Annotated in this window: 18 protein-coding genes; 11 read left to right on the top strand and 7 right to left on the bottom strand. The window is 65.0% G+C overall.

Annotated features, from left to right (window positions below; all coding sequences use genetic code 11):
• Positions 1 to 79 precede the first annotated feature (79 nt).
• From accD to PTE31013_RS08280, 8 genes are all read left to right on the top strand, one after another.
• Entirely contained in the window at positions 80 to 955 is an 876-nt protein-coding gene (gene accD / locus PTE31013_RS08315) for an acetyl-CoA carboxylase, carboxyltransferase subunit beta (protein ID WP_150612349.1), read from the top strand.
• A gap of 192 nt (positions 956 to 1,147) precedes the next feature.
• Entirely contained in the window at positions 1,148 to 2,446 is a 1,299-nt protein-coding gene (folC, locus tag PTE31013_RS08310; RefSeq protein WP_150612348.1) for a bifunctional tetrahydrofolate synthase/dihydrofolate synthase, read from the top strand.
• Between the two features lie 45 nt (positions 2,447 to 2,491).
• On the top strand, positions 2,492 to 3,493 hold the full coding sequence (locus PTE31013_RS08305; protein WP_150612347.1) for an SPOR domain-containing protein: 1,002 nt from the start codon (positions 2,492 to 2,494) through the stop codon (positions 3,491 to 3,493).
• Between the two features lies 1 nt (position 3,494).
• Entirely contained in the window at positions 3,495 to 4,358 is an 864-nt protein-coding gene (locus PTE31013_RS08300; protein WP_150612346.1) for a CvpA family protein, read from the top strand.
• Positions 4,359 to 4,413: 55 nt separating this feature from the next.
• Positions 4,414 to 5,934, top strand: coding sequence for an amidophosphoribosyltransferase (gene purF / locus PTE31013_RS08295; RefSeq protein ID WP_150612345.1), 1,521 nt, complete (start codon positions 4,414 to 4,416; stop codon positions 5,932 to 5,934).
• Between the two features lie 225 nt (positions 5,935 to 6,159).
• On the top strand, positions 6,160 to 7,347 hold the full coding sequence (locus PTE31013_RS08290; RefSeq protein ID WP_150612344.1) for an O-succinylhomoserine sulfhydrylase: 1,188 nt from the start codon (positions 6,160 to 6,162) through the stop codon (positions 7,345 to 7,347).
• Positions 7,348 to 7,361: 14 nt separating this feature from the next.
• Positions 7,362 to 8,432, top strand: coding sequence for a histidinol-phosphate transaminase (hisC, locus tag PTE31013_RS08285; RefSeq protein ID WP_150612343.1), 1,071 nt, complete (start codon positions 7,362 to 7,364; stop codon positions 8,430 to 8,432).
• A gap of 237 nt (positions 8,433 to 8,669) precedes the next feature.
• On the top strand, positions 8,670 to 10,103 hold the full coding sequence (locus PTE31013_RS08280; RefSeq protein ID WP_150612342.1) for an NAD-dependent succinate-semialdehyde dehydrogenase: 1,434 nt from the start codon (positions 8,670 to 8,672) through the stop codon (positions 10,101 to 10,103).
• Positions 10,104 to 10,213: 110 nt separating this feature from the next.
• Here the strand turns inward: PTE31013_RS08280 and PTE31013_RS08275 are convergent, their stop codons facing one another.
• Both PTE31013_RS08275 and PTE31013_RS08270 read right to left on the bottom strand, forming a co-directional pair.
• Positions 10,214 to 11,824: a phosphoethanolamine transferase gene (locus PTE31013_RS08275; RefSeq protein ID WP_150612341.1), complete on the bottom strand. Its 1,611-nt coding sequence runs from the start codon at positions 11,822 to 11,824 to the stop codon at positions 10,214 to 10,216.
• 205 nt (positions 11,825 to 12,029) lie between these two features.
• Positions 12,030 to 12,806, bottom strand: coding sequence for a helix-turn-helix transcriptional regulator (locus PTE31013_RS08270; RefSeq protein ID WP_174978491.1), 777 nt, complete (start codon positions 12,804 to 12,806; stop codon positions 12,030 to 12,032).
• A gap of 214 nt (positions 12,807 to 13,020) precedes the next feature.
• On the opposite strand from PTE31013_RS08270, the gene gltX reads away from it, so the two are divergent.
• The gene (gene gltX, locus PTE31013_RS08265; RefSeq protein ID WP_150612339.1) at positions 13,021 to 14,412 is read left to right on the top strand and encodes a glutamate--tRNA ligase; all 1,392 of its coding nucleotides are present in this window, start codon (positions 13,021 to 13,023) and stop codon (positions 14,410 to 14,412) included.
• Positions 14,413 to 14,543: 131 nt separating this feature from the next.
• On the opposite strand, the gene PTE31013_RS08260 is transcribed toward gltX, so the two are convergent.
• Positions 14,544 to 15,413: an inositol monophosphatase family protein gene (locus PTE31013_RS08260; protein ID WP_150612338.1), complete on the bottom strand. Its 870-nt coding sequence runs from the start codon at positions 15,411 to 15,413 to the stop codon at positions 14,544 to 14,546.
• 434 nt (positions 15,414 to 15,847) lie between these two features.
• Here PTE31013_RS08260 and PTE31013_RS08255 point away from each other — a divergent pair, with 434 nt between their 5' ends.
• Both PTE31013_RS08255 and cysE read left to right on the top strand, forming a co-directional pair.
• On the top strand, positions 15,848 to 16,666 hold the full coding sequence (locus tag PTE31013_RS08255; protein ID WP_174978490.1) for an RNA methyltransferase: 819 nt from the start codon (positions 15,848 to 15,850) through the stop codon (positions 16,664 to 16,666).
• Positions 16,667 to 16,814: 148 nt separating this feature from the next.
• Positions 16,815 to 17,594, top strand: a complete 780-nt coding sequence (gene cysE, locus PTE31013_RS08250) for a serine O-acetyltransferase (protein ID WP_150612337.1) — start codon at positions 16,815 to 16,817, stop codon at positions 17,592 to 17,594.
• A gap of 81 nt (positions 17,595 to 17,675) precedes the next feature.
• On the opposite strand, the gene PTE31013_RS08245 is transcribed toward cysE, so the two are convergent.
• The 4 genes from PTE31013_RS08245 to PTE31013_RS08230 all read right to left on the bottom strand — a co-directional run bounded on the left by PTE31013_RS08245 (position 17,676) and on the right by PTE31013_RS08230 (position 20,450).
• A complete protein-coding gene (locus PTE31013_RS08245) occupies positions 17,676 to 18,530 on the bottom strand; it encodes a UDP-2,3-diacylglucosamine diphosphatase (protein WP_281351798.1) in 855 nt (284 codons plus the stop codon).
• A 28-nt stretch (positions 18,531 to 18,558) separates the two neighbouring features.
• Positions 18,559 to 19,053 (bottom strand): peptidylprolyl isomerase, encoded by a 495-nt coding sequence (locus PTE31013_RS08240; RefSeq protein WP_150612335.1) that lies wholly within the window; start codon positions 19,051 to 19,053, stop codon positions 18,559 to 18,561.
• 44 nt (positions 19,054 to 19,097) lie between these two features.
• On the bottom strand, positions 19,098 to 19,676 hold the full coding sequence (locus PTE31013_RS08235) for a peptidylprolyl isomerase (protein ID WP_150612673.1): 579 nt from the start codon (positions 19,674 to 19,676) through the stop codon (positions 19,098 to 19,100).
• 72 nt (positions 19,677 to 19,748) lie between these two features.
• On the bottom strand, positions 19,749 to 20,450 hold the full coding sequence (locus PTE31013_RS08230) for a tetratricopeptide repeat protein (RefSeq protein WP_246174074.1): 702 nt from the start codon (positions 20,448 to 20,450) through the stop codon (positions 19,749 to 19,751).
• Positions 20,451 to 20,712 lie beyond the last annotated feature (262 nt).

The raw sequence follows: 20,712 nt of genomic DNA, 5'->3' as shown, positions 1-20,712 counted from the left end.
GCTGAATTGACACGGCCGTGTTGCACGGTCGCCCGAAACGCCCGCCCCGTCCGGCGCGGGCGTTTGCCAAGGAGAAACTATGAGCTGGCTCGATAAGCTGCTGCCCCCGAAGATCAAGCAAACCGATCCGACGCAGCGCAACAAGAGCATCCCGGAAGGGCTGTGGATCAAGTGCCCGTCGTGTGAAGCGGTGCTGTATCGCAACGACGTGGAAGCCAATCTGCATGTTTGCCCGAAGTGCGATCACCACATGCGCATCGGCGCACGTGCGCGTCTGGACGCGCTGCTCGATTCGGAAGGTCGTTACGAACTCGGCCAGGAGATCGTGCCGGTCGACGCGCTGAAGTTCAAGGACAGCCGCAAGTACCCGGACCGCATCAAGGAAGCGATGGACGACACGGGCGAGACCGACGCGATGGTGGTCATGGGCGGTGCGATCCACACGCTCCCGGTCGTGGTCGCCTGCTTCGAGTTCTCGTTCATGGGCGGCTCGATGGGGTCGGTGGTCGGCGAGCGCTTCGTGCGTGGCGCGCAGAATGCCCTGGAGCAGGGCGTGCCGTTCGTCTGCGTGACCGCTTCGGGCGGTGCGCGCATGCAGGAGAGCCTGCTCTCGCTCATGCAGATGGCGAAGACGACGGCCATGCTGACCAAGCTGGCCAATGCCAAGCTGCCGTTCATCTCGGTGCTGACCGATCCGACGATGGGCGGTGTGTCGGCCAGCTTCGCGTTCCTCGGAGACGTGGTCATCGCCGAACCCAAGGCGCTGATCGGCTTCGCGGGCCCGCGCGTGATCGAGCAGACCGTGCGCGAGAAGCTGCCGGAAGGCTTCCAGCGCTCGGAGTTCCTGTTGCAGAAGGGGGCGATCGACATGATCGTCGACCGTCGCAAGATGCGCGAAGAGATCGCTCGCCTGATCGCCCTGATGCAGTGCCAGCCGGCGGATGCCGTCGCCTGAGCGCGCAGAGGCTTCGGCGGGCGCGATGACGTCGTGCGCGCCGCTGCGGTGCCCCAAAGGGCGGCCCAACGGCGTAGAATGTCGCAACGCCACGCCGCGCCGCGCATGCGGCGCTTGAATGCATCACTCAGCAGGATTGGAAGCGCGGACGTTACGTGACGTCCGCGTTTTTGTTTTTCTGCCCGACCATCCATGCCGACTTACTCCACTCTCGACGCCTGGCTCGCCCATCTGGAAACCGCTCACCCTGTGGGCATCGATATGGGCCTCACGCGCATTGGTCGCGTCAAAGCGGCTCTCGGACTGCAATTCCCGTGTCCCGTGTTCACGGTGGGCGGCACCAACGGCAAGGGATCGACCTGCGCGATTATCGAAGCCATCCTGCTCTCGGCGGGCTACCGCGTGGGCTGTCATACATCGCCGCATCTGATCTCGTTCAACGAGCGCGCGCGCCTGAATGGCGAGAACGTCGACGACGCCACGCTGCTGAAGCATTTCGAGGCGGTCGAGGCCGCGCGCACGAGCTTCGATGAGCCGGTCTCGCTCACGTACTTCGAGTTCACCACGCTGGCGATCATGCATTTGTTCGCCACCGCCGGGCTCGATGCCGTGATTCTGGAGGTCGGCTTGGGCGGGCGTCTCGATGCGGTCAACATCGTCGATCCCGATTGCGCCGTCGTCACCAGCATCGACATTGACCACGCCCAGTACCTGGGTAACACGCGCGAGGCGATTGCCATCGAGAAGGCGGGCATTTTCCGCGCGGGCAAGCCGGCGATCTGCGGCGATCCGATGCCGCCGGCGTCCCTGCTGGCGGAGGCGGAGCGCATCGGCGCGGACCTGTGGCTGTTCGGCCGCGATTTCAACTATCAGGGCGACAAACAGCAGTGGAGCTATGGCGGACGCCAGATGCGCCGCCCGGCGCTCGCCTATCCGGCCTTGCGAGGCGCGAACCAGTTGCTCAACGCGTCGGCGGCGCTGGCCGCGCTCGAATCGATGCGCGGTACGCTGCCGGTATCCGCGCAGGACATTCGCCTGGGGCTCGCGTCGGTCGAGTTGCCGGGGCGGTTCCAGGTGCTGCCAGGGCGTCCGGCCGTGGTGCTCGACGTGGCGCACAACCCGCACGCCGCCGCCGCGCTGGGTCACAATCTCGATGGCATGGGGTACTTCCCGTACACGTATGCGGTATTCGGCGCGATGGCCGACAAGGACATCGAGGGGGTGTTGCGGCATCTCGTCGACAAGGTCGATCACTGGCGGCTGTGCGCGCTGCCGACCGAACGTGCCGCGAGTCCGCAGGTGCTGGAAGAGAAACTGCGCGCCGTTGGGTTCGCGCCAGATGCGGATCATTCGGTCGAAACCTTCGAGTCCCCCGAGAAAGCCTATGCCGCCGCGCTCGGACAGTGCGGGGAGAATGATAGAATTCTGGTCTTTGGATCGTTCTTTACGGTGGCAGGCGTCATGTCGCACCGCAAATTGCAGCGACATTGACGCATGACGGGGCGTTTGCCGTGACATTTGCTTACGAGAAATGTCATGCGCACGGCGCCGCCGATGCGCGATCATCATCCGTCCAACGACGCGAGTTACGACCTGAGCCAAGGGCCTATGGGATTGTTTTCCTTCCGCAAGAAAGACGCCGAAGCCGTTCCCCCCAAGCGCGGTAGCCGCCGGAGCGGCCGAACCGGTACCCGTGCGGCGGGAGGGGGCGAGTACAGCGAGCACGAGCAACTCGATCCGCTGCTGCCCGAAAAGCAACGCGCGCGCCGCCGACTGGTCGGCGCGTTGGCGCTGGTGCTCGCGGCCGTCATCATTTTGCCGATGGTGCTGGCTCCCGAACCGAAGCCGTCGGCCGACGACATCGCGATCCAGATTCCCGGAAAAGACACCCACTCGCCGCCCGTGCGCGTGAAGCCGCAGGCGACACCGTCGAGCGACGCGTCGCTCGACAAGGGCGAAGTCGCGCTCGACAGCAACACGCTGGCCGGTGCCAACGCGGCCAAACCGGCGGCGTCGACGCCCGCGCCGGCACCGACGGCCGTGGCCCCCGCACCGACCGCAGTGCCTGAGCCGGTGGTGCAAGCGAAGCCGGAGTCCAGGCCGGAGGTCAAGAAGCCGGAGGCGCACGTCGAGACGAAGCCGGCCGCGAAGCCGGAGTCGCACGATACGGCCAAGGCACAAGCCAAGGCGCAGCCGAACAACAACGTCGCCGATCCGATTGCGCAGTTCGCCCAGGACAACACGTCGGCCAAGTCCGCCAAATCGACGAGTGGCCACGACAGTGCGCAGAAGCCGGCGGCGTCTGGCGGCAAGTACCTGGTACGCATTGGCGCATTTTCGACGCAGGATCGCGCGCAGGCGTGGCTCGTCAAGCTCAAGCTCGTGAACGTGCCGAGCTACATGGTGAAGAGCAAGGTCGGCGGCCGTGAGTTGTACCTGTTGCGCGCGGGGCCGTTCCCCGATCGGCCCAGCGCGGAGGCGGCGGGCAAGAAGATTCGCGATGCCGGATTGACGGCGCAGGTCGCCGAGGCGGGTTGAATTGAGCGATCCGGTGCATGGCGGTCTGCTGACCGTGGTGGATTACGCGGCCATCGCGATCGTGCTCGGCTCGATGCTGCTGGGCATGCTGCGCGGTCTGGTGCGTGAGCTGTTCAACCTGGTGGGCTGGGTCGTGGCGTTCTTCGTGGCGCGCGCCTTTGGCCCGACGCTCGCGCATTGGCTGCCTGCCGATCTGCCCGGTGGCGAGATGACACAGGGCGCCATTGGTTTTCTCCTGGTGCTCGTCGCGGTGGTGTTTGGCGCGGGTATCGTCAGCGCGCTCGTGGGACGCATGACCGATATGATCGGTTTGCGCCCGGCCGATCGCGGACTGGGCATGGTGTTCGGCATCGTGCGCGGCATGTTGCTCTTGATTTTGTTGATGGTCGCCGCCAAGTTGACCGTGTTGCCGCAACAACCCGTTTGGCAGCAGTCGTTGGTGCGTCCGTGGGTTGAAGCGGGGCTGGCGCGGCTCGTGCCGTACCTGCCGGAGCCGGTGCAGCACTATCTGCACAATCCCGAAGCGGCGGTGCCGAGTGGCAATCCGCTGGGGACGCCGATTCCCCTGCCTCAGTTGGCGCCGTATCGCGTCATGCCGGAATCGGGGGAACAGGGTCGCCATGGCACGCCGGGCCATCCGGATGGTGAGCGCGGTGACGGGACTTCCAGCGCGTCTGGCACGTCTGGCTCGGCCGGCGTGGGTGTCCTTGGCGGTAGTGGCCTCGGCACGGGACTGACGGGCGATGGCCTGCATGGCCGGGGCGCGGATGCTCAGTCGCAGGGGTGGGGCATGCGCAGTGGCGGGGCGGGAGGGGCGGGCGGATCGGCCGCGCCGTCGACCGGCCTGCACAAGGTTTCCGAATGACGGATAATACGGTCCGTTAGATGCAGATTTCGATGTTTTTTGAAGGATTCATGCCATGTGTGGCATCGTCGGTGTAGTTTCCAAGTCCCCGGTCAACCAGTTCATCTACGATAGTTTGCTGCTGCTGCAGCACCGCGGTCAGGACGCCGCCGGTATCGCGACGACGGATGGCCAATCCTTCTACATGCACAAGGGCAACGGCATGGTGCGCGATGTGTTCCGCACGCGCAACATGCGAGACTTGCCCGGCAACGTCGGCATCGGGCAGGTGCGTTACCCGACGGCTGGCTCGTCGAGCGCCGCACAAGCCCAGCCGTTCTACGTGAACGCGCCGTACGGCATCGTGCTCGCCCACAACGGCAACCTGACGAACTGGGAACAGCTCAAGGACGAGATGTTCCGTGTCGACCGTCGCCACATCAACACCACCTCCGATTCCGAAGTGCTGCTCAACGTGCTCGCGCACGAATTGCAGGAGAGCTCGCGCAATGGCCTGAGCGTCGGTTCGCTGTTCGAGGCAGTGGGCAAGGTGCATGGCCGTTTGCGCGGCTCGTACGCCATCGTCTCCATCATCTCCGGCTTCGGTCTGCTCGCGTTCCGCGACCCCCACGGCATTCGCCCGTTGTGCATCGGCCGCTACGATGGCCCGAACGGCACGGAGTGGATGGTGGCGTCGGAGTCGGTGGCGCTTGAAGGCATGGGCTTCGCGTTCGAGCGCGACGTCAAGCCGGGCGAGGCGGTCTTCATCAGCAACGACGGCGAACTGACGTCGCATCTGTGTGCCGAAGCCACGTCGTTGCATCCGTGCATTTTTGAACTCGTGTACCTGGCGCGTCCGGATTCCGTGCTCGATGGCGTGCCGGTCTACGACGCGCGTCTGCGCATGGGCGACTACCTCGCCGAGAAGATTCGCCGCGAGATCGACTGCCAGGACATCGACGTCGTCATGCCGATTCCGGACTCCAGCCGACCGGCCGCGATGCAGGTCGCCAAGCGACTGGGCCTGAATTATCGCGAGGGTTTCTTCAAGAACCGCTACGTCGGCCGTACCTTCATCATGCCCGGTCAGGCAATGCGCAAGAAGTCGGTGCGCCAGAAGCTCAACGCCATGCGCGTCGAGTTCAAGGACAAGAACGTGCTGATCGTCGACGACTCGATCGTGCGCGGCACGACCAGCCAGGAAATCGTGCAGATGGCGCGTGACGCCGGCGCGCGCAAGGTGATCTTCGCGTCGGCCGCGCCGCCGGTGAAGTTCCCGAACGTGTACGGCATCGACATGCCCACGCGCAGCGAACTGGTGGCCCATGACCGCAGCGATGCGGAAGTGGCGCGCATCATCGGCGCCGATGCACTGATCTACCAGGACGTCGAGGACATGAAGGCCGCCGTGCGTGACATCAACCCGGCGCTCGCCGACTTCGACGCCTCGTGCTTCGACGGCAACTACGTCACGGGCGATGTCACACCCGAGTACCTGAACCGCCTGGAGCAGCAGCGCAAGGCGCCGAAGGCCCCGGTGATAGAGTCCGGCGAAGGCGATGACAATGAGCCGCGCGGGGCGCAGCTCGGCCTCTGAGCGGAACGTGGCCAGGCAGGCGGCGAGGATTTTCCTTCCCCGTCGGCAACGTGCTACACTCGTTTTCACGTCGATTTGAATTCAGCTTGCGGACGTGGGGGAACTTCCCCGAAACAGCTAAAGCGAGGCCTAGACAGATGGATTTCGAGCCCGTTTTGCTGACCAGCGAAACGGGCTTTTCTTTTTTTGGCCGGTGGTCGGGCCAACCTGATGACGAGACACACGATGGACTCCTTCGACTTCGATACCCTGGCGGTGCGCGCGGGCACGCAGCGCTCCGAATTTGGTGAGCATTCCGAGGCGCTTTACCTGACCTCGAGCTTCGTATTCAAGAGCGCGGCCGAGGCCGCCGAACGCTTTGCGCATTCGGAGGAGGGCTTCACCTACTCGCGCTTTACCAACCCGACCGTGTCGATGTTTCAGGACCGTCTGGCCGCGCTCGAAGGCGGTGAGGCGTGCATGGCGACCGCGTCGGGCATGAGTGCCATCGTCTCGGTCGTGATGTCGGCGCTCTCGGGCGGCGACCACCTCGTCAGTTCGCAAAGCATTTTCGGCTCCACGCTCAACGTCTTCTCCACGATCTTCAATCGCTTCGGTGTCGAGACGACGTTCGTCGACCCGACGGATCTCGACGCCTGGCGCGCCGCGATCCGTCCGAACACGAAGATGTTCTTCCTCGAGACGCCGTCCAACCCGCTCACCGATATCGCCGACATTACCGCCATCGGCCAGATCGCGAAAGAAGCGGGTGCCTTGTTCGTCGTCGACAACTGCTTCTGTACGCCGGCGTTGCAACGGCCCATCGAGTACGGCGCTGACGTCGTCGTGCATTCCGCGACAAAGTTCCTAGACGGTCAGGGCCGCGTGCTGGGCGGGGCGATTGTCGGCACGAAGGAGTTCATCATGGGCAAGGTGTTTACGTACGTGCGCAGCGCCGGTCCGACGCTGTCCGCGTTCAACGCCTGGGTGTTGCTCAAAGGCTTGGAGACGCTGTCGCTGCGTGTCGAGAAGCAATCGGAGAACGCGCTGGCGATCGCGCAGTGGCTGGAGCAGCAGCCGCAGGTCGCCCGCGTGTATTACCCGGGACTGCCGTCGCACCCGCAATACGAACTCGCACAGCGCCAGCAGAAGTCAGGCGGCGCGATCGTCGCGTTCGAACTCAAGGGGGCAACGCCGGCAGAGCAGCGTGAGAACGCTTGGCGCGTGATCGACAACACGCGGGTGTGCTCGATCACCGGCAACCTTGGCGATACGCGCACGACGATTACGCATCCCGCGAGCACGACGCATGGTCGCATCACGCCGCAAGCGCGCGCGGCGGCGGGCATCACCGAAGGCCTGATCCGTCTGGCGGTCGGGCTGGAGTCGCCTGCCGATATTCGGGCCGATTTGGCTCGCGGATTCGTGAGCTGAGCGGAGTGGCCGTCATGAGTCGATTCTGGAGCGCGGGCGTTGCCGATCTGACGCCCTATGTGCCCGGTGAGCAGCCGCAGATGCAGCGTCTCATCAAGCTCAATACCAATGAGAACCCGTACGGTCCGTCGCCGCGCGTGCTCGCCGCTATTCGCGAGGCGCTCGGCGGCGATGCCGACGCGCTCAAGCGGTACCCGGATCCCGACGCCCGTCGCTTCAAGCAGGCCATCGCCACGCGGTTCGGTCTGGAAGTGGCCAACGTGCATGTGGGCAATGGGTCCGACGAAGTGCTGGCGAACGTGTTTCAGGGATTGCTGAAGCACGACAAGCCGATTCTGTTTCCGGACATCACCTACAGCTTCTACCCGGTGTACTGCGGACTGTACGGCGTGGCGTTCGAGAACGTGCCGCTGACGGACACGTTCGAGATTCGCGTCGACGACTACCTCAAGCCGAACGGCGGCATCATCTTCCCGAATCCGAATGCGCCGACAGGTCGCATGCTGGCCGGTGGCGAGGTCGAGCGCCTGCTGGCGGGGAACCCGGATTCGGTGGTCGTGATCGACGAGGCCTACATCGACTTCGGCGGCGAGAGCGCCGCAGGGCTGATCGCCAAGTATCCGAACCTGCTCGTGGTACAGACGCTCTCGAAGTCGCGCTCGCTGGCGGGACTGCGTCTGGGTTTTGCCATCGGGCATCCGGATCTGATCGAAGCGCTCGAGCGCGTGAAGAACAGCTTCAACTCGTACCCGCTCGACCGTCTCGCGCAAGCGGCCGGCGTGGCTGCGATCGAGGACGAGGCGTATTTCGACGAGACGCGTCGGGCGGTGATCGCGAGCCGCGAGGCGCTGGTGACACGTCTGACGGCGCTCGGCTTCGAGGTGCTGCCGTCAGCGGCGAACTTCGTGTTCGCACGCCATCCATCGCACGACGCGGCCCAACTGGCGGCGGCGCTGCGTGAGCGCTCGATCATCGTGCGCCACTTCAAGCAGGCGCGCGTGGCCCAGTTTCTTCGCATCACGGTCGGCACCGAGGCGGAGTGCGTTGCGTTCACGGACGCGTTGAGGGAAATTCTGGCGAACTGACGCGTCTTGCGGGCGTTTCACTATCTGGCGAGACGACCGGTGCGGGATGGCCGATGACATGGGGGCTGGCGGCGTGGGGACGTGGAACGTTTCCCGGGCTGCCGGCCCTTTTGATTTCATGTGATGAGATGTCCCGGGGGCGTCGGAACGCCAACCCGCTCGACCACGGTGGGCGGGCAACAGGAATCCGCTGCCTGCGTTATGCTGTTGGGCGTGTTGCCAACCGGAGACTTCAGCATGTCGCACAACGTAGAACTTTTCATTAACGGGCAGTGGAAGGCGGGTGCGGAAGGCCTTACGCTGCCGATCGAAAACCCGGCCACTGGCGAGACCCTCGGAACCGTCGCGCGCGCGACCCAGCCGGATCTGGACGCGGCGCTGGCCGCGGCTGAAGCCGGTTTTGCCAAGTGGCGCGAAGTCGCGCCGTTCGAGCGCGCCAAGCTCATGCGCAAGGCAGCCGGCCTGCTGCGTGAGCGCGTCGGCGACATCGCACGTCAGATGACGATGGAGCAGGGCAAGCCGATCGGCGAGGCCAAGGGCGAACTGCTCTCCGCGGCCGACGTCATCGAATTCTTCGCGGAAGAGGGCAAGCGCGCCTACGGCCGCCTGGTGCCGGCTCGCGTGCCAAACGTCTACCAGATGGTGATTCCGTCGCCGGTTGGCCCGGTCGCGGCGTTCACGCCATGGAACTTCCCGGTCAATCAGGTGGTGCGCAAGGTCTCGGCCGCGTTGGCCGCCGGTTGCTCGGTGATCGTCAAGGCCCCGGAAGAAACACCCGCGTCTCCGGCGGGGCTGATTCGTGCCTTCGCCGACGCCGGGTTGCCCGATGGTGTTCTCAACCTCGTGTATGGCGTGCCTGCCGAAATCTCGTCGTACCTGATTCCGCATCCGACGATCCGCAAGGTGTCGTTCACGGGCTCTACGCCGGTGGGCAAGCAACTGGCGGCGATGGCCGGCCTGCACATGAAGCGCCTGACGATGGAACTCGGCGGGCATGCGCCGGTGCTGATTTTCAACGATGCCGATATCGCCGCCGCAGTGCGTAATCTTGCCGCAGGCAAGTTCCGCAACGCCGGCCAGGTGTGTATCGCGCCGACGCGTTTCCTCGTGCAGCGTGGCGTGTACGATCAGTTCGTCGACGCCTTCGTGAAGGCCGCCGAAGCGGTGCGCGTGGGCAACGGACTGGATCCGGAGACGACGATGGGGCCGCTGGTCAATGGCAAGCGTTTCGAGGCGATCAGCGCGATCGTCGAGGATGCCGTCGCCCAGGGCGCTCAACTCAAGACGGGCGGCAAGCGTGCGGCGCAAGGCGGTTACTTCTACGCGCCGACGGTGTTGTGCAACGTGCCGATGAGCGCGAAGATCATGCACGAAGAGCCGTTCGGCCCGGTGGCGATCATCAACCCGTTCGACACGGAAGACGAAGCCATCGCCGAAGCGAACCGTCTGCCTTACGGCCTGGCCGCGTATGCGTACACAGCGTCGCAAGGCACGGCGCATCGCCTTGCGGCGCGGGTCGAGACCGGCATGCTGACGATCAACCATTCGGGGCTGGCGCTGCCGGAAGTGCCGTTCGGCGGCGTGAAGGACAGCGGTTATGGTTCGGAAGGCGGCCCGGAAGCGCTCGAAGCGTACCTGCAGCCGAAGTTCGTGTCGCGTCTGGACGTCTGACGCGCCCCCGCCCGTGGTAGGAGGCGGGCCGGGAGCACGCAAGAAGTAGTTAGCAAGCCGATGCGAGAAGTCGCATCGGCTTTTTTGTCGTGCCGTCGTCCGGCGCCGTATCAATAGGCCTGTCCGTTGATGCTGCGCGGTGCGGGGGAAAACGCATCGCTGAGCACGTCGTGCGACGCGTTGTAGTAAGCCGTATCGATGTCGAGCAGGCCGAGCAGGGTGTGGTCGAGCTGGTCGGTTTGATAGGGGCGGGATTCGAGCGTGGCGCGTTTGCGCGCGTCGATCGCGTCGTGCGTCCAAACCAGCATCGGGATTTCATAGCCGGATGCATCGGCGACGGACTGCCCCGTGTGATTGCGCGTGTGACCCACTTCCTGGGCGTGGTCGGAACTGAACAGCACGCTGGCGTCGGATGCCGCCGTGGCCGACATTGTCTTGCGGATCAGGCTGGCGACCACGTAATCGTTGTAGGCGACCGCGTTGTCGTACTCGTTGCGCAGACGGCGAACCCAGGGCGAGCGCCCTTGCGCCGCGAGGTCGCGCATGACGGCATCGTCGGCATTGTCGAAGCGCGCGAACGTCCCCGGGTAGCGCATATCGTAGGTGGGGTGGGCGCCCAGCAAGTGCACGACGATGAGCTTGCGGGGGGCATCGCTCGCGAGGGCGGTGTCGACGGCCGGGAGCAGGTTGCCGTCGACATTGTTCTCGCCGCGCCCGGATCCCTTGTTGATGAAGACGCGTTCGTCGGCACGATTGGCAACGAGTCCCAGCCAGCCGTCGTTGGGCACCTGGTTCGAGATCCAGTAGGTGCGATACCCGGCCTCCTTGGCGAGCATGACGAGATCGGGCTGCCGCATCCAGGCGTTGGGATCTGCGAGGCTCGCCGGTGTGAGCATCTTCATGAGCGACGCCATCGTCGCGGGTTCGGACGACACCACGTCGCGGAAGACGGTGAGTTCGCCGCGCAGCGAGTCGAGCATCGGCGTGGTGTTGCGCGCGTAGCCGTAGAGCGACATGTTGTTGCGGTTCAGGCTCTCGCCGATCACCCACACGACGGTCTTGCGCGCTGGCCCGTGATACTGAACGCGCCAGTCGGTGCGTTGCGCCATGTTGCGTTCTAGGGCATGTTGCAGCGTTTCGGCGTACGCGAGCTGTCGCTGGTAGTCGAGATAGCGCATCGGCCAGTAGAGCAGCGGGTTTTCCTTGGCCATCGTCGGATTCAGATGCAACGCGAGAAAGCCCGTGAGCATGAAGGCCACGGCGAACTTGCTGCGCCGTCGCATCGGCGGCGGGGCGCTCGCGGCCTCCGAGCGCGACAGACGGCGCTCGAGCAGGACGACCAGCGACATCAGCCCGGCGAAGACACCACTCGCCTCGGCAAGGTCACGCCAGTGGTGGCGGAAGAACTCGCCGGCTTCCGATGGGTTCGTGTTGAACACCGCTTGCAAAACCAGCAGGTGGTTCGGGCGCAGACCGAAGTAATCGCGCAGGAACCCTTTGGTGGCCGCATCGAGAAAGAAGATGGCAATGATGCCGAGCGTCGTCGCGCTCAGCCATGCGGAGCGTGCGCGCAGCATCAGGCATAGGCCCGTGAGTCCGGGCAGGGCCGTCGCCATGAGCGCCGCGCTCTTGCCGAGCTCGTTGGCACTGAGCATGCCGAATGCCCAGAACAGGACCAGCCCGCCCAGTCCGATGGACATGCGGTAGAGAATTGATGTCAAGGTACTTGTCTCCCAATGCGTCGCACACGTCGTTGCGTGCCTGTCGATGGTCGCTCGAGCGCTGCCGGGCCCGGTTGCGTGGGCATGCGGCATAGCGCCTGGCGTCGGTCAGCGCCGCAATTCGACCAGAGATTGGGAGATTGGTGTCGTGAGCACGAATTTTTTTGGGCGAATTCCATTCGGTATTTGGTGTATTCCGATCGGCTCAGCCCGGGGTGCCGCAGGCATGGCGTTCTCGTCGCCAAGCCGCGGGCGTCTGGCCGTAGTGCTGGCGAAACGCATGTGTCAGGGCGCTTTGATCGTTGAAACCGACATCCAGGGCGATGTCGGCGAGCGTCGCATCGCTGGCGCTCAGCAACATGGCCGCGCGCGCCAGCCGTAGACGCATCAGGTGCCGGTGAGCCGTCTCGCCGGTGATCGCGACGAAGGCATCGTGAAAATGGCGTACGCTCATCCCGGCCTCGCGGGCCAGTGTCGTCGTATCCGGTGGCGTCGCCAGGGCAGCGCGCAGTCGGGCGTCGATGCGCGCGAGGTCCAGCCGCACGCGGCGCTGTGCGGGACGCGTCGGTGCCAGACGCGCGGTGAGGGCGCCCAGCCACTCGCGCACGACAGGATCGTCCGCACCCGGGGGGCGTTCGCCGTTGCCGCGCGCGCTCACGCGCCGGGCCAGTGCCAGCAGGTTCGCGTCGAGCGCGAAGAATGCCTCGTGCGCGAACGCCCGCTGCGAGCCCGTCGTCACCGCCAGGCGCGGCGGCACATCCAGCACGACCTGCCGGTTGGGACCGTCGCCGCGATAGTCATGTCGCACGCCCGCCGGAATCACGACGCCGTTGCGCGCGCCCACGCGGCCGTAATGCGTCGCGTTGCCCTCCAGCGCCATCGACATGTGCCCGGACAGCCCGATCACGACCTGATGAAAGTCGTGGGTCTCGGTGCTTTCGGTCGGGCGGTACTCGCGCAGTTCGAGGATCGGGGTGGACATGAGTGAGTGATGCATCGTTGGCAAACGGCGAGGTATCAGACGTTATCATCGTTCCGCGAAGCGGTGCGCAAAGGGGGATGACCTCAGGTTCTCAGTGAGTGCACCCACGTGGCTGATATAATGCCAGCTTCCGAATGTTGGCGACCCGCCTGCGCGAGACCCTCCGCCGCGGGCGTTTTTGTTTGTCGCCGACGCGATGCACCCACGCCAAACCATGACCACTGTCCGCACCCGCTTTGCGCCTAGCCCGACCGGCTTCATTCATCTGGGCAACATTCGTTCCGCTCTCTATCCGTGGGCCTTCGCGCGTCACAATCACGGCGCGTTCGTGTTGCGCATCGAAGACACCGATCTCGAGCGCTCGACCCCGGAAGCCGTGCAGGTCATTCTCGAAGGCATGGAATGGCTTGGCCTCGATTACGACGAAGGCCCGTTCTACCAGATGCAGCGCATGGATCGCTATCGCGAAGTGCTCGAGCAACTGAAGGCCGCCGGTCATGTTTATCCGTGCTACATGAGCGTGGAAGCCCTCGACGCGCTACGCGAGGAGCAGCGCGCGCGCGGTGAAAAGCCGCGTTACGACGGGCGCTGGCGTCCGGAGCCGGGCAAGGTGCTGCCCGAGCCGCCGGCCGGCGTGCAACCGGTGCTGCGCTTCAAGAACCCGCTCGCCGGCAGCGTGGTGTGGGAAGACGCCGTCAAGGGCCGCATCGAGATATCGAACGAAGAACTCGACGATCTCGTGATCGCGCGCCCGGACGGTACGCCGACGTACAACTTCTGTGTCGTCGTCGACGACATCGACATGGACATCACGCACGTGATTCGCGGTGACGACCACGTGAACAATACGCCGCGTCAGATCAATATCTTCGAAGCGCTCGGCAAGCAGCCGCCGATCTACGCTCACCTGCCCACGGTGCTCAACGACCAGGGCGAAAAGATGTCCAAGCGCAACGGCGCCATGAGCGTGGTCCAGTATCGCGATGAGGGCTTCCTGCCCGAGGCGGTCGTGAACTATCTGGCACGTCTGGGCTGGGCGCATGGCGACGCCGAAGTGTTCTCGCGCGAGCAGTTCGTGACGTGGTTCGATCTCGATCATCTTGGCAAGTCGCCCGCACAGCACAACCCCGAAAAGCTGCTGTGGATGAACAACCAGTACCTGAAGCAGGCGGATAACGATCGCCTGGCCGGGCTGACCGAGTCGTTCCTGCAGAAGGCGGGCGTGTCGATCGAAGGCGGTCCATCGCTGGCCGGAGTGGTTGCGCTGTTCAAGGACCGGGCGAACACGATCAAGGACATCGCGGCGAGCGCGGAGATGTTCTACCGCAAGCCCGTGCCGTCGGACGCCGATGTGGCCCAGCACATGACCGACACCGCACGCGCGGCGGTGAAGGACCTCGGCGCGGCATTGGCGGCGCTGCCCGAGTGGACGAAGGCGGCCATCTCGCCGGCGTTCAAGGCCACGCTCGCCCAGCATGGCATGAAGATGCCGCAGCTCGCGATGCCGGTGCGTCTGCTCGTGGTCGGCACGACGCACACGCCGGCCATCGACGCCGTGCTCGAACTGCTGGGCCGCGACACGGTGCTGGCACGCCTGGGCGCGTGAGGTACGACGTGTGAGGTCGTTCGGGGCCGCCTGCGGCGGCGCCGAACGACAAAAAACCCCGGGATGCGCAAGCATCGCCGGGGTTTCTTTTTACGCGGGACGCGATGGCGTTCAACGCCCCTGCGCAGGCCTTACGACGGCAGGTGGCCTGCCGACGAGGCAGCCGCGGTGGCGGCGCTGGCCTTGGCCGGTGACGCCGGGCGCTTGGCGCGCGAATAGCCTTCGAGCAGCTTGACCATTTGCGCGTAGATCTTCGGGTTGCCCGCGAGGACTTCGCCTTCGAACAGGAAGTTCGATTCGCCGGTATAGTTGCCGACCAGACCGCCGGCTTCGGTAATCAGCAGGCTGCCGGCGGCCATGTCCCACGCGTTCAGGCCCTGCTCGAAGAAGCCGTCCATGCGGCCGGCCGCGACGTTGGCCAGATCGAGTGCCGCAGCGCCCGGACGGCGGATGCCCGCGCAATGCTCGGTCATCGTGCCGAACATCTTCAGATAGTTCTCAACGCCTTGCAGATCGCGGAACGGGAAGCCGGTACCGATCAGGCCATCGGCCAGCCGATCACGGCGCGACACGCGGATGCGCTTGCCGTCGAGGAAGGCGCCACGGCCACGCGAGGCGGTGAACAGCTCGTTGCGGGTCGGATCGTAGATCACGGCTTGCGAGACGATGCCCTTGTGGGCGAGGGCAACCGACGTGCAATAGTATTGCAGGCCGTGAATGAAATTGGTGGTGCCATCGAGCGGATCGATGATCCACTGGTATTCCGAACCCGACTTGCCGTGTGCTTCGCCCGATTCTTCGGCGAGGATGGCGTGGTCCGGATAGGCTTGCAGAAGGGTTTCGATGATCGCTTGCTCAGCCGCTTTGTCCACTTCCGTCACGAAGTCATTGTGCTGCTTTTTGCTGACCTTGACAGTGTCGATGTCGAGAGAGGCGCGGCTGATGATGTTGCCGGCGCGGCGCGCGGCCTTCACCGCGATATTGAGCATGGGATGCTGCATGACAGATTCCTGTTAAGGCCATTGCCGACGGTACGCGCGACCCCCTCTGGGCCGGCCGTCAGGCATGGCAGACAAAGCGAACAAATTGAGCAAGAGCGATGCCCTGCAAGCGCCGCGCACCGGGTGGCGGCTCGTTTGCAGGGACGAAAACGCGTATTTTAGCAAAAACGCAGCATGTGCGCTGCGGCGCATGCGCCTGGCCCCTTTTTCATCGATGTGCGCCTTCGTGGTCGCTTCAGGGCCGTTTTGTCGCGGCACATCAATGGGCCGGGTGAGCGTTGTCGTCACGACCGCCCGCAGCGTTCCCGATTCAGGGCAAAATAGCGACGTTTGCCGCCGAACGGCCGTCCTGCCCGAATGGCGTGCCGACGTCGTTCCCGTGCATTGGGCTTCGGCCTTGCGCATGCTTTGTTCCTACGCCTCTTCACTGCCTCATGTCACAGTCTGCTGCTGTCCGTCCCGCGTCACCGTTGTTCGATCAAGTGCGTTTCGTGCTCAACGAGACGAGCCATCCCGGCAACGTCGGGTCGGCCGCCCGTGCGATCAAGACGATGGGGTTCGGCCGGTTGGTGCTGGCCGCACCGCGTGCGGGGGCGGACGTGTTGCGCGAGCCGGACGCCGTGGCGCTCGCGAGCGGTGCCGATGACGTGCTGGCGAATGCGTGGGTCGTGCCGGATCTCGACACGGCGTTGCAGGGCGTGAGTTGGGCAGTCGCCTTGTCGGCGCGTTCGCGCGAGTACGGACCGCCCAATGCCGAGCCGCGCGAGAGCGCCGCGATGGCCGTGCACCATGCGGGGCAGGGCGAGTCGGTGGCGTTTGTGTTCGGCAGCGAGCGCACGGGCTTGTCGAATGGGGATGTCGAGCGCTGCAATGCGCTCGTCCACATTCCGGCCAATCCGATATACAGCTCGCTCAATCTCTCGCAGGCAGTGCAGTTGATCGCTTACGAAGTGCGCATGGCCTGTCTGGCGCGTGAGCGCGGCGAGGGGCCTCACGTCGCGGCGGCGGTCGCGCCGCCGGCGGGCCTCGATGGTGGCACGCATGACGCGCTCGCGACACGCGATGATGTCGAAGGCATGCTCGCGCATCTGGAGCGCGCGCTCGTCGATCTCGATTTTCTCGACCCCGAGAATCCGAAGAAGCTCATGACGCGCCTGCGCCGGCTCTTCGCCAAGAGTCATCTGGATCGTGAGGAGGTCAACATCCTGCGCGGTATCGCAAAGCATATTCTGGAGCGGAAGATCCGGCGGTGACGTCCCGCCGCTCACCGTGATTGTTGCGCCGACTTCGCAAGCCGCGCGCAGCGTGTCCACCGCTCACGCCCGGCGCTGTGCCCCGGTAACGCCACGACGATCCGCGCCAGAACGGCCGGACGCGCACCACAGGATGGAATTCAGACTCATGTTCACCCGTCTTCGCGAAGATATCGCCGCCATTCGACAGAAAGATCCCGCCGCCCGCAGCGACTGGGAAGTCTTCACGTGCTACCCCGGCCTGCATGCCGTGATGCTGCACCGGGTTGCGCATGGCTGCTGGACGTCTGGTTTCAAATGGCTGGGCCGCTACGTGTCGCAATGCGCACGCTTTCTCACCGGCATCGAAATCCATCCGGGCGCGACGCTTGGCCGCCGCGTCTTCATCGACCACGGCATGGGCGTGGTGATCGGCGAGACGGCCGTCATTGGCGACGACTGCACGATTTACCAGGGTGTCACGCTTGGCGGCACATCACTTGCTCGCGGTGCGAAGCGCCACCCGACACTGGCGCCCGGCGTGATCGTGGGCGCCGGTGCCAAGGTGCTCGGCGGCTTCACGGTGGGTGAGGGGGCGAAGATCGGCTCGAATGCCGTGGTGGTCAAGGCGGTGCCCGCCGGTGGCACGGCGGTGGGCAGTCCCGCGCGCATCATTCGTCCCGACAGCCCTCGTGAGGACGCGCAAGCCAAGCCCGGCGGCAACGCGCGCAAGCCGGAATTCTCCGCCTACGGCATTACGCCCAACGCCGACGATCCTGTCTCGCTTGCCATTCACGGGCTGATCGAGAACGCGACCGATCAGGCGCACAAGATCGACGTGATGGTGGCGGCGCTCAACCAGCTTGGGGCGCATCTCGAAGCGCTCGGCGCGAGCAAGATCGATACCGCGGAACTGCGCAAGCTGGGCAAGGAAATCCAGGACATGTGAGGCCCGCAAAGGCTCGCAATGTCGTCGTGACGAAAGCCGCCCGCCATCCACACGGACCGGCTGGCACGATGGGGCCGCGCCTTATGCGTGTTGCGGCGAGGCGTAGACCAGATCGACGGCGCGCAAGCCCTGGTGGTCCCATTGCAGATAGCCGCCGCGCGGTGTCGCCGCGTCGAACTCCCAGTCGGGCAGCACCCACCGTACGCGGCGGCCGTCGACATGGCGCGCGGGGCGATGGGTGTGCCCATGCACGAGCGTGCGCTCGCCGGCGGCGTCGAGCAGCGCGGCGATGGCCTGGGCGTTGGCGTCGGCGTACGCCATGCGATGCGCGCCCTTGGCGGCACTGCGCCGCCGGATGCGATTCGCGATAGCCATGCGCAAGCGCAGCGGCAGCGTCAGGAAAAACGCCTTGCCGAGCGGCGAGTGGGCAACGCGCCGAAAGCGCTGATAGCCCACGTCGTCGGTGCACAACTGGTCGCCGTGGCTGAGCACCACCGCCTGCCCGAGAAACGAGAAGACACACGGATCGTCGAGCAGGATCGCGCCGGCCGCGCGTGCGAAGCGGTGTCCGAGCAGGAAATCCCGATTGCCGCGCATCACCGCGATCGGCACACCGCTTGCGGACAGTGCCGCCATGGCGGCCGTCATGCGACGCGCGAATGCGCCGAGCGGTTCGGGGTGGGGCGGGGCGGCTTCAGGGCGTGTATCGGTCGGCGCATCGACATCGAGCATGTCGTCGCCGATCCAGTATTCGAACAGATCGCCGAGGATGAACAGGGCGGACGCTTCACGCGCGGGGCCGCGCAGGAAGTCCTCGAAGACTTGCACCGTGCGCGGCAGTGCCGGCGAAAGGTGAAGATCGGAAATGAAAAGCGCGGGCCCGTCGCCCCGGGGTGTCACGGGACATTGCGGGCACCGCGCAGTCGATACCGGCATCGATCGTCTGCGTTGGCGGCGGGCGCGCTTACGCGACGATCACGGCCTTCTCGATGACGACGTCGTCCACGGGCACGTCCTGGTGGAAGCCCTTCGAACCGGTCTTCACGCCCTTGATCTGGTCGACGATCTCCTGGCCTTCGACGACCTTGCCGAACACGGCGTAGCCCCAGCCTTGCGGCGTCGGCGCGCTGTGGTTCAGGAAGTCGTTGTCGCCGACGTTGATGAAGAACTGCGCCGTGGCCGAGTGCGGATCGTTCGTGCGGGCCATGGCCAGCGTGTACTTGTTGTTCTTCAAGCCGTTGTTGGCTTCGTTCTCGATCGGCGCCTCGGTGGGCTTTTGCTTCATGCCCGGCTCGAAACCGCCGCCCTGGATCATGAAGCCGTTGATCACGCGGTGGAACACCGTGTTGTCGTAGAAGCCGTTCTTGACGTAGTTCAGGAAGTTCTCGACCGACTTCGGCGCCTTGTCGGCGTCGAGTTCGATGCGAATGACGCCGTGATTCGTGTGCAGTTCAACCATGATGCTTTCCTTCTGATGAAATGGTCCCGTTGGGCCGGAGGTGGTCAGCGCTTGACGACGCTGGCCGATTCGATCACGACGGGCGTGGCCGGCACGTCCTGGTACATGCCCTTGCGGGTCGTGGCAACGCCCTTGATCTTCTCGACGGTAGCCATGCCGGATACCACCTTGCCGAATACCGCATAGCCGTAGCCGTCCGGGTTGGGGTAGTCCAGTGACGCATTATCCTTCACATTGATGAAGAATTGCGCGGTCGCGGAGTTCGGATTCGAGGTCCGGGCCATGGCGATGGCGCCGGTCACGTTCTTCAGGCCGTTCTGCGATTCAATGGGGATCGGCGCGCGCGTGGGCTTTTCAGTCATGTCGGGCGTGAAACCGCCGCCCTGGATCATGAAGTTGCCGATCACGCGGTGGAAGATCGTGCCGTTATAGAAACCGCTGTTGACGTACTGAAGAAAGTTCTCGACCGTTTTCGGCGCGGCCTTTGGGTTGAGTTCGACGACGAAATTGCCGGCCGATGTTTTGAACTGCACTTGCGGGCTAGCGTCCTGCGCCAATGCGCTCAGGCTCGTCCCCGACAGGGCAGCCGCAGCGAGTACGCTGCCGAGCAGCGCGCGACGCAGGCGATTCGGAAAGTTCATGCATGTCTCCGTAGGCAATGAGGGATCGATTCGAGGGACAACGGGGGGACGGGCTCAGTTGCCCGTCTTGCCGACGTTCTTGAGTGCGGCGTCGTCGGCTTTGGCCGGTGACGGTGTCTGGCTCACGGGCGCGATGCGTTGCGGCGCGAGCATGTTGGCCAGGATCTTCTCTCGGTTCGACACGCGCGCGGTCGGTGCGAGCTTGAGCGATTTCTGATACGCCTGCTGCGCGAGCTTGGCGTAGATATCGCCGAGATTCGCATAGGCCACGGCGAAACTCGGGTTGTTGCGAATCGCGCTCTCGAGCGCGGCGCGCGCCTTGTCGTACTCGCCGGCCTGGGCGTAGAGCGCCGCGAGGTTGTTGAACGGCTCGGGCAGCTCCGGAAAGTCTTGCGTGAGCGCGGTGAAGGCGTCGATCGCTTCGGCGTTGCGGCCCATCTCCATGAGCACTCGCCCGCGCGTGAAGCGCACCTGGGCATCGCGCGGGAACTGTTTGAGGTGTTCGTCGCTCTTCGCGAGCGCATCGTTGAACTTGCCGTCGGCGACAAGCTTGTCGATGGCCGACTCGCTGGCCTGCTGCGGCGTTTGCAGCGGCGCGGGTCGCGGCGGATCGGTGAGGGCCTGCGCCCCGGCGGGCAGTGCGAACAGCGTGCCCGCGAGGCCGAGGGTAACACCGGCAAGCGCCAGTGCGCGGGCGCCGCGCGCAGCAGCGGCGCCCAGGTGGCGTGCGCGCAGCGTGCGCGTTGCGGGAGACAAAAGTGACCGGCTTCGTTGCGTCATAGTGGGTGCTTGGGATACCTGAGAGGTGCACAAGAGATGCTATACTCGGCCGCATTCTAACAAAACACCTGCGCCCGGCTCGCGCCATTTCTCGTTGTGATGGCGGATGCGGTTCGCAGGTTCGTTTTTTCTACCGCACGGCGCGCAGCCCGCCTCGCGATGTCACTCCCGTCACGCACCGTTTGACGCGTTCGAGGACATCGTCGCAGCGTCCGGCGCTGTTGCCGCCCGGTCAAGC

It is taken from the genome of Pandoraea terrigena (assembly GCF_902459705.1).
GTDB classification, from domain to species: domain Bacteria; phylum Pseudomonadota; class Gammaproteobacteria; order Burkholderiales; family Burkholderiaceae; genus Pandoraea; species Pandoraea terrigena.
Note: the sequence above shows the minus strand (reverse complement) of the source record. Positions and strands in the feature narration are given on the sequence as shown.

Excerpts from the sequence above, each read along its gene's own strand:
- accD (WP_150612349.1), top strand. The coding sequence starts at position 80 with ATGAGCTGGCTCGATAAGCTGCTGCCCCCGAAGATCAAGCAAACCGAT.
- folC (WP_150612348.1), top strand. The coding sequence starts at position 1,148 with ATGCCGACTTACTCCACTCTCGACGCCTGGCTCGCCCATCTGGAAACC.
- PTE31013_RS08305 (WP_150612347.1), top strand. The coding sequence starts at position 2,492 with ATGCGCACGGCGCCGCCGATGCGCGATCATCATCCGTCCAACGACGCG.
- purF (WP_150612345.1), top strand. The coding sequence starts at position 4,414 with ATGTGTGGCATCGTCGGTGTAGTTTCCAAGTCCCCGGTCAACCAGTTC.
- PTE31013_RS08290 (WP_150612344.1), top strand. The coding sequence starts at position 6,160 with ATGGACTCCTTCGACTTCGATACCCTGGCGGTGCGCGCGGGCACGCAG.
- hisC (WP_150612343.1), top strand. The coding sequence starts at position 7,362 with ATGAGTCGATTCTGGAGCGCGGGCGTTGCCGATCTGACGCCCTATGTG.
- PTE31013_RS08280 (WP_150612342.1), top strand. The coding sequence starts at position 8,670 with ATGTCGCACAACGTAGAACTTTTCATTAACGGGCAGTGGAAGGCGGGT.
- PTE31013_RS08270 (WP_174978491.1), bottom strand. The coding sequence starts at position 12,806 with ATGTCCACCCCGATCCTCGAACTGCGCGAGTACCGCCCGACCGAAAGC.
- gltX (WP_150612339.1), top strand. The coding sequence starts at position 13,021 with ATGACCACTGTCCGCACCCGCTTTGCGCCTAGCCCGACCGGCTTCATT.
- PTE31013_RS08260 (WP_150612338.1), bottom strand. The coding sequence starts at position 15,413 with ATGCAGCATCCCATGCTCAATATCGCGGTGAAGGCCGCGCGCCGCGCC.
- PTE31013_RS08255 (WP_174978490.1), top strand. The coding sequence starts at position 15,848 with ATGTCACAGTCTGCTGCTGTCCGTCCCGCGTCACCGTTGTTCGATCAA.
- cysE (WP_150612337.1), top strand. The coding sequence starts at position 16,815 with ATGTTCACCCGTCTTCGCGAAGATATCGCCGCCATTCGACAGAAAGAT.
- PTE31013_RS08245 (WP_281351798.1), bottom strand. The coding sequence starts at position 18,530 with ATGCCGGTATCGACTGCGCGGTGCCCGCAATGTCCCGTGACACCCCGG.
- PTE31013_RS08240 (WP_150612335.1), bottom strand. The coding sequence starts at position 19,053 with ATGGTTGAACTGCACACGAATCACGGCGTCATTCGCATCGAACTCGAC.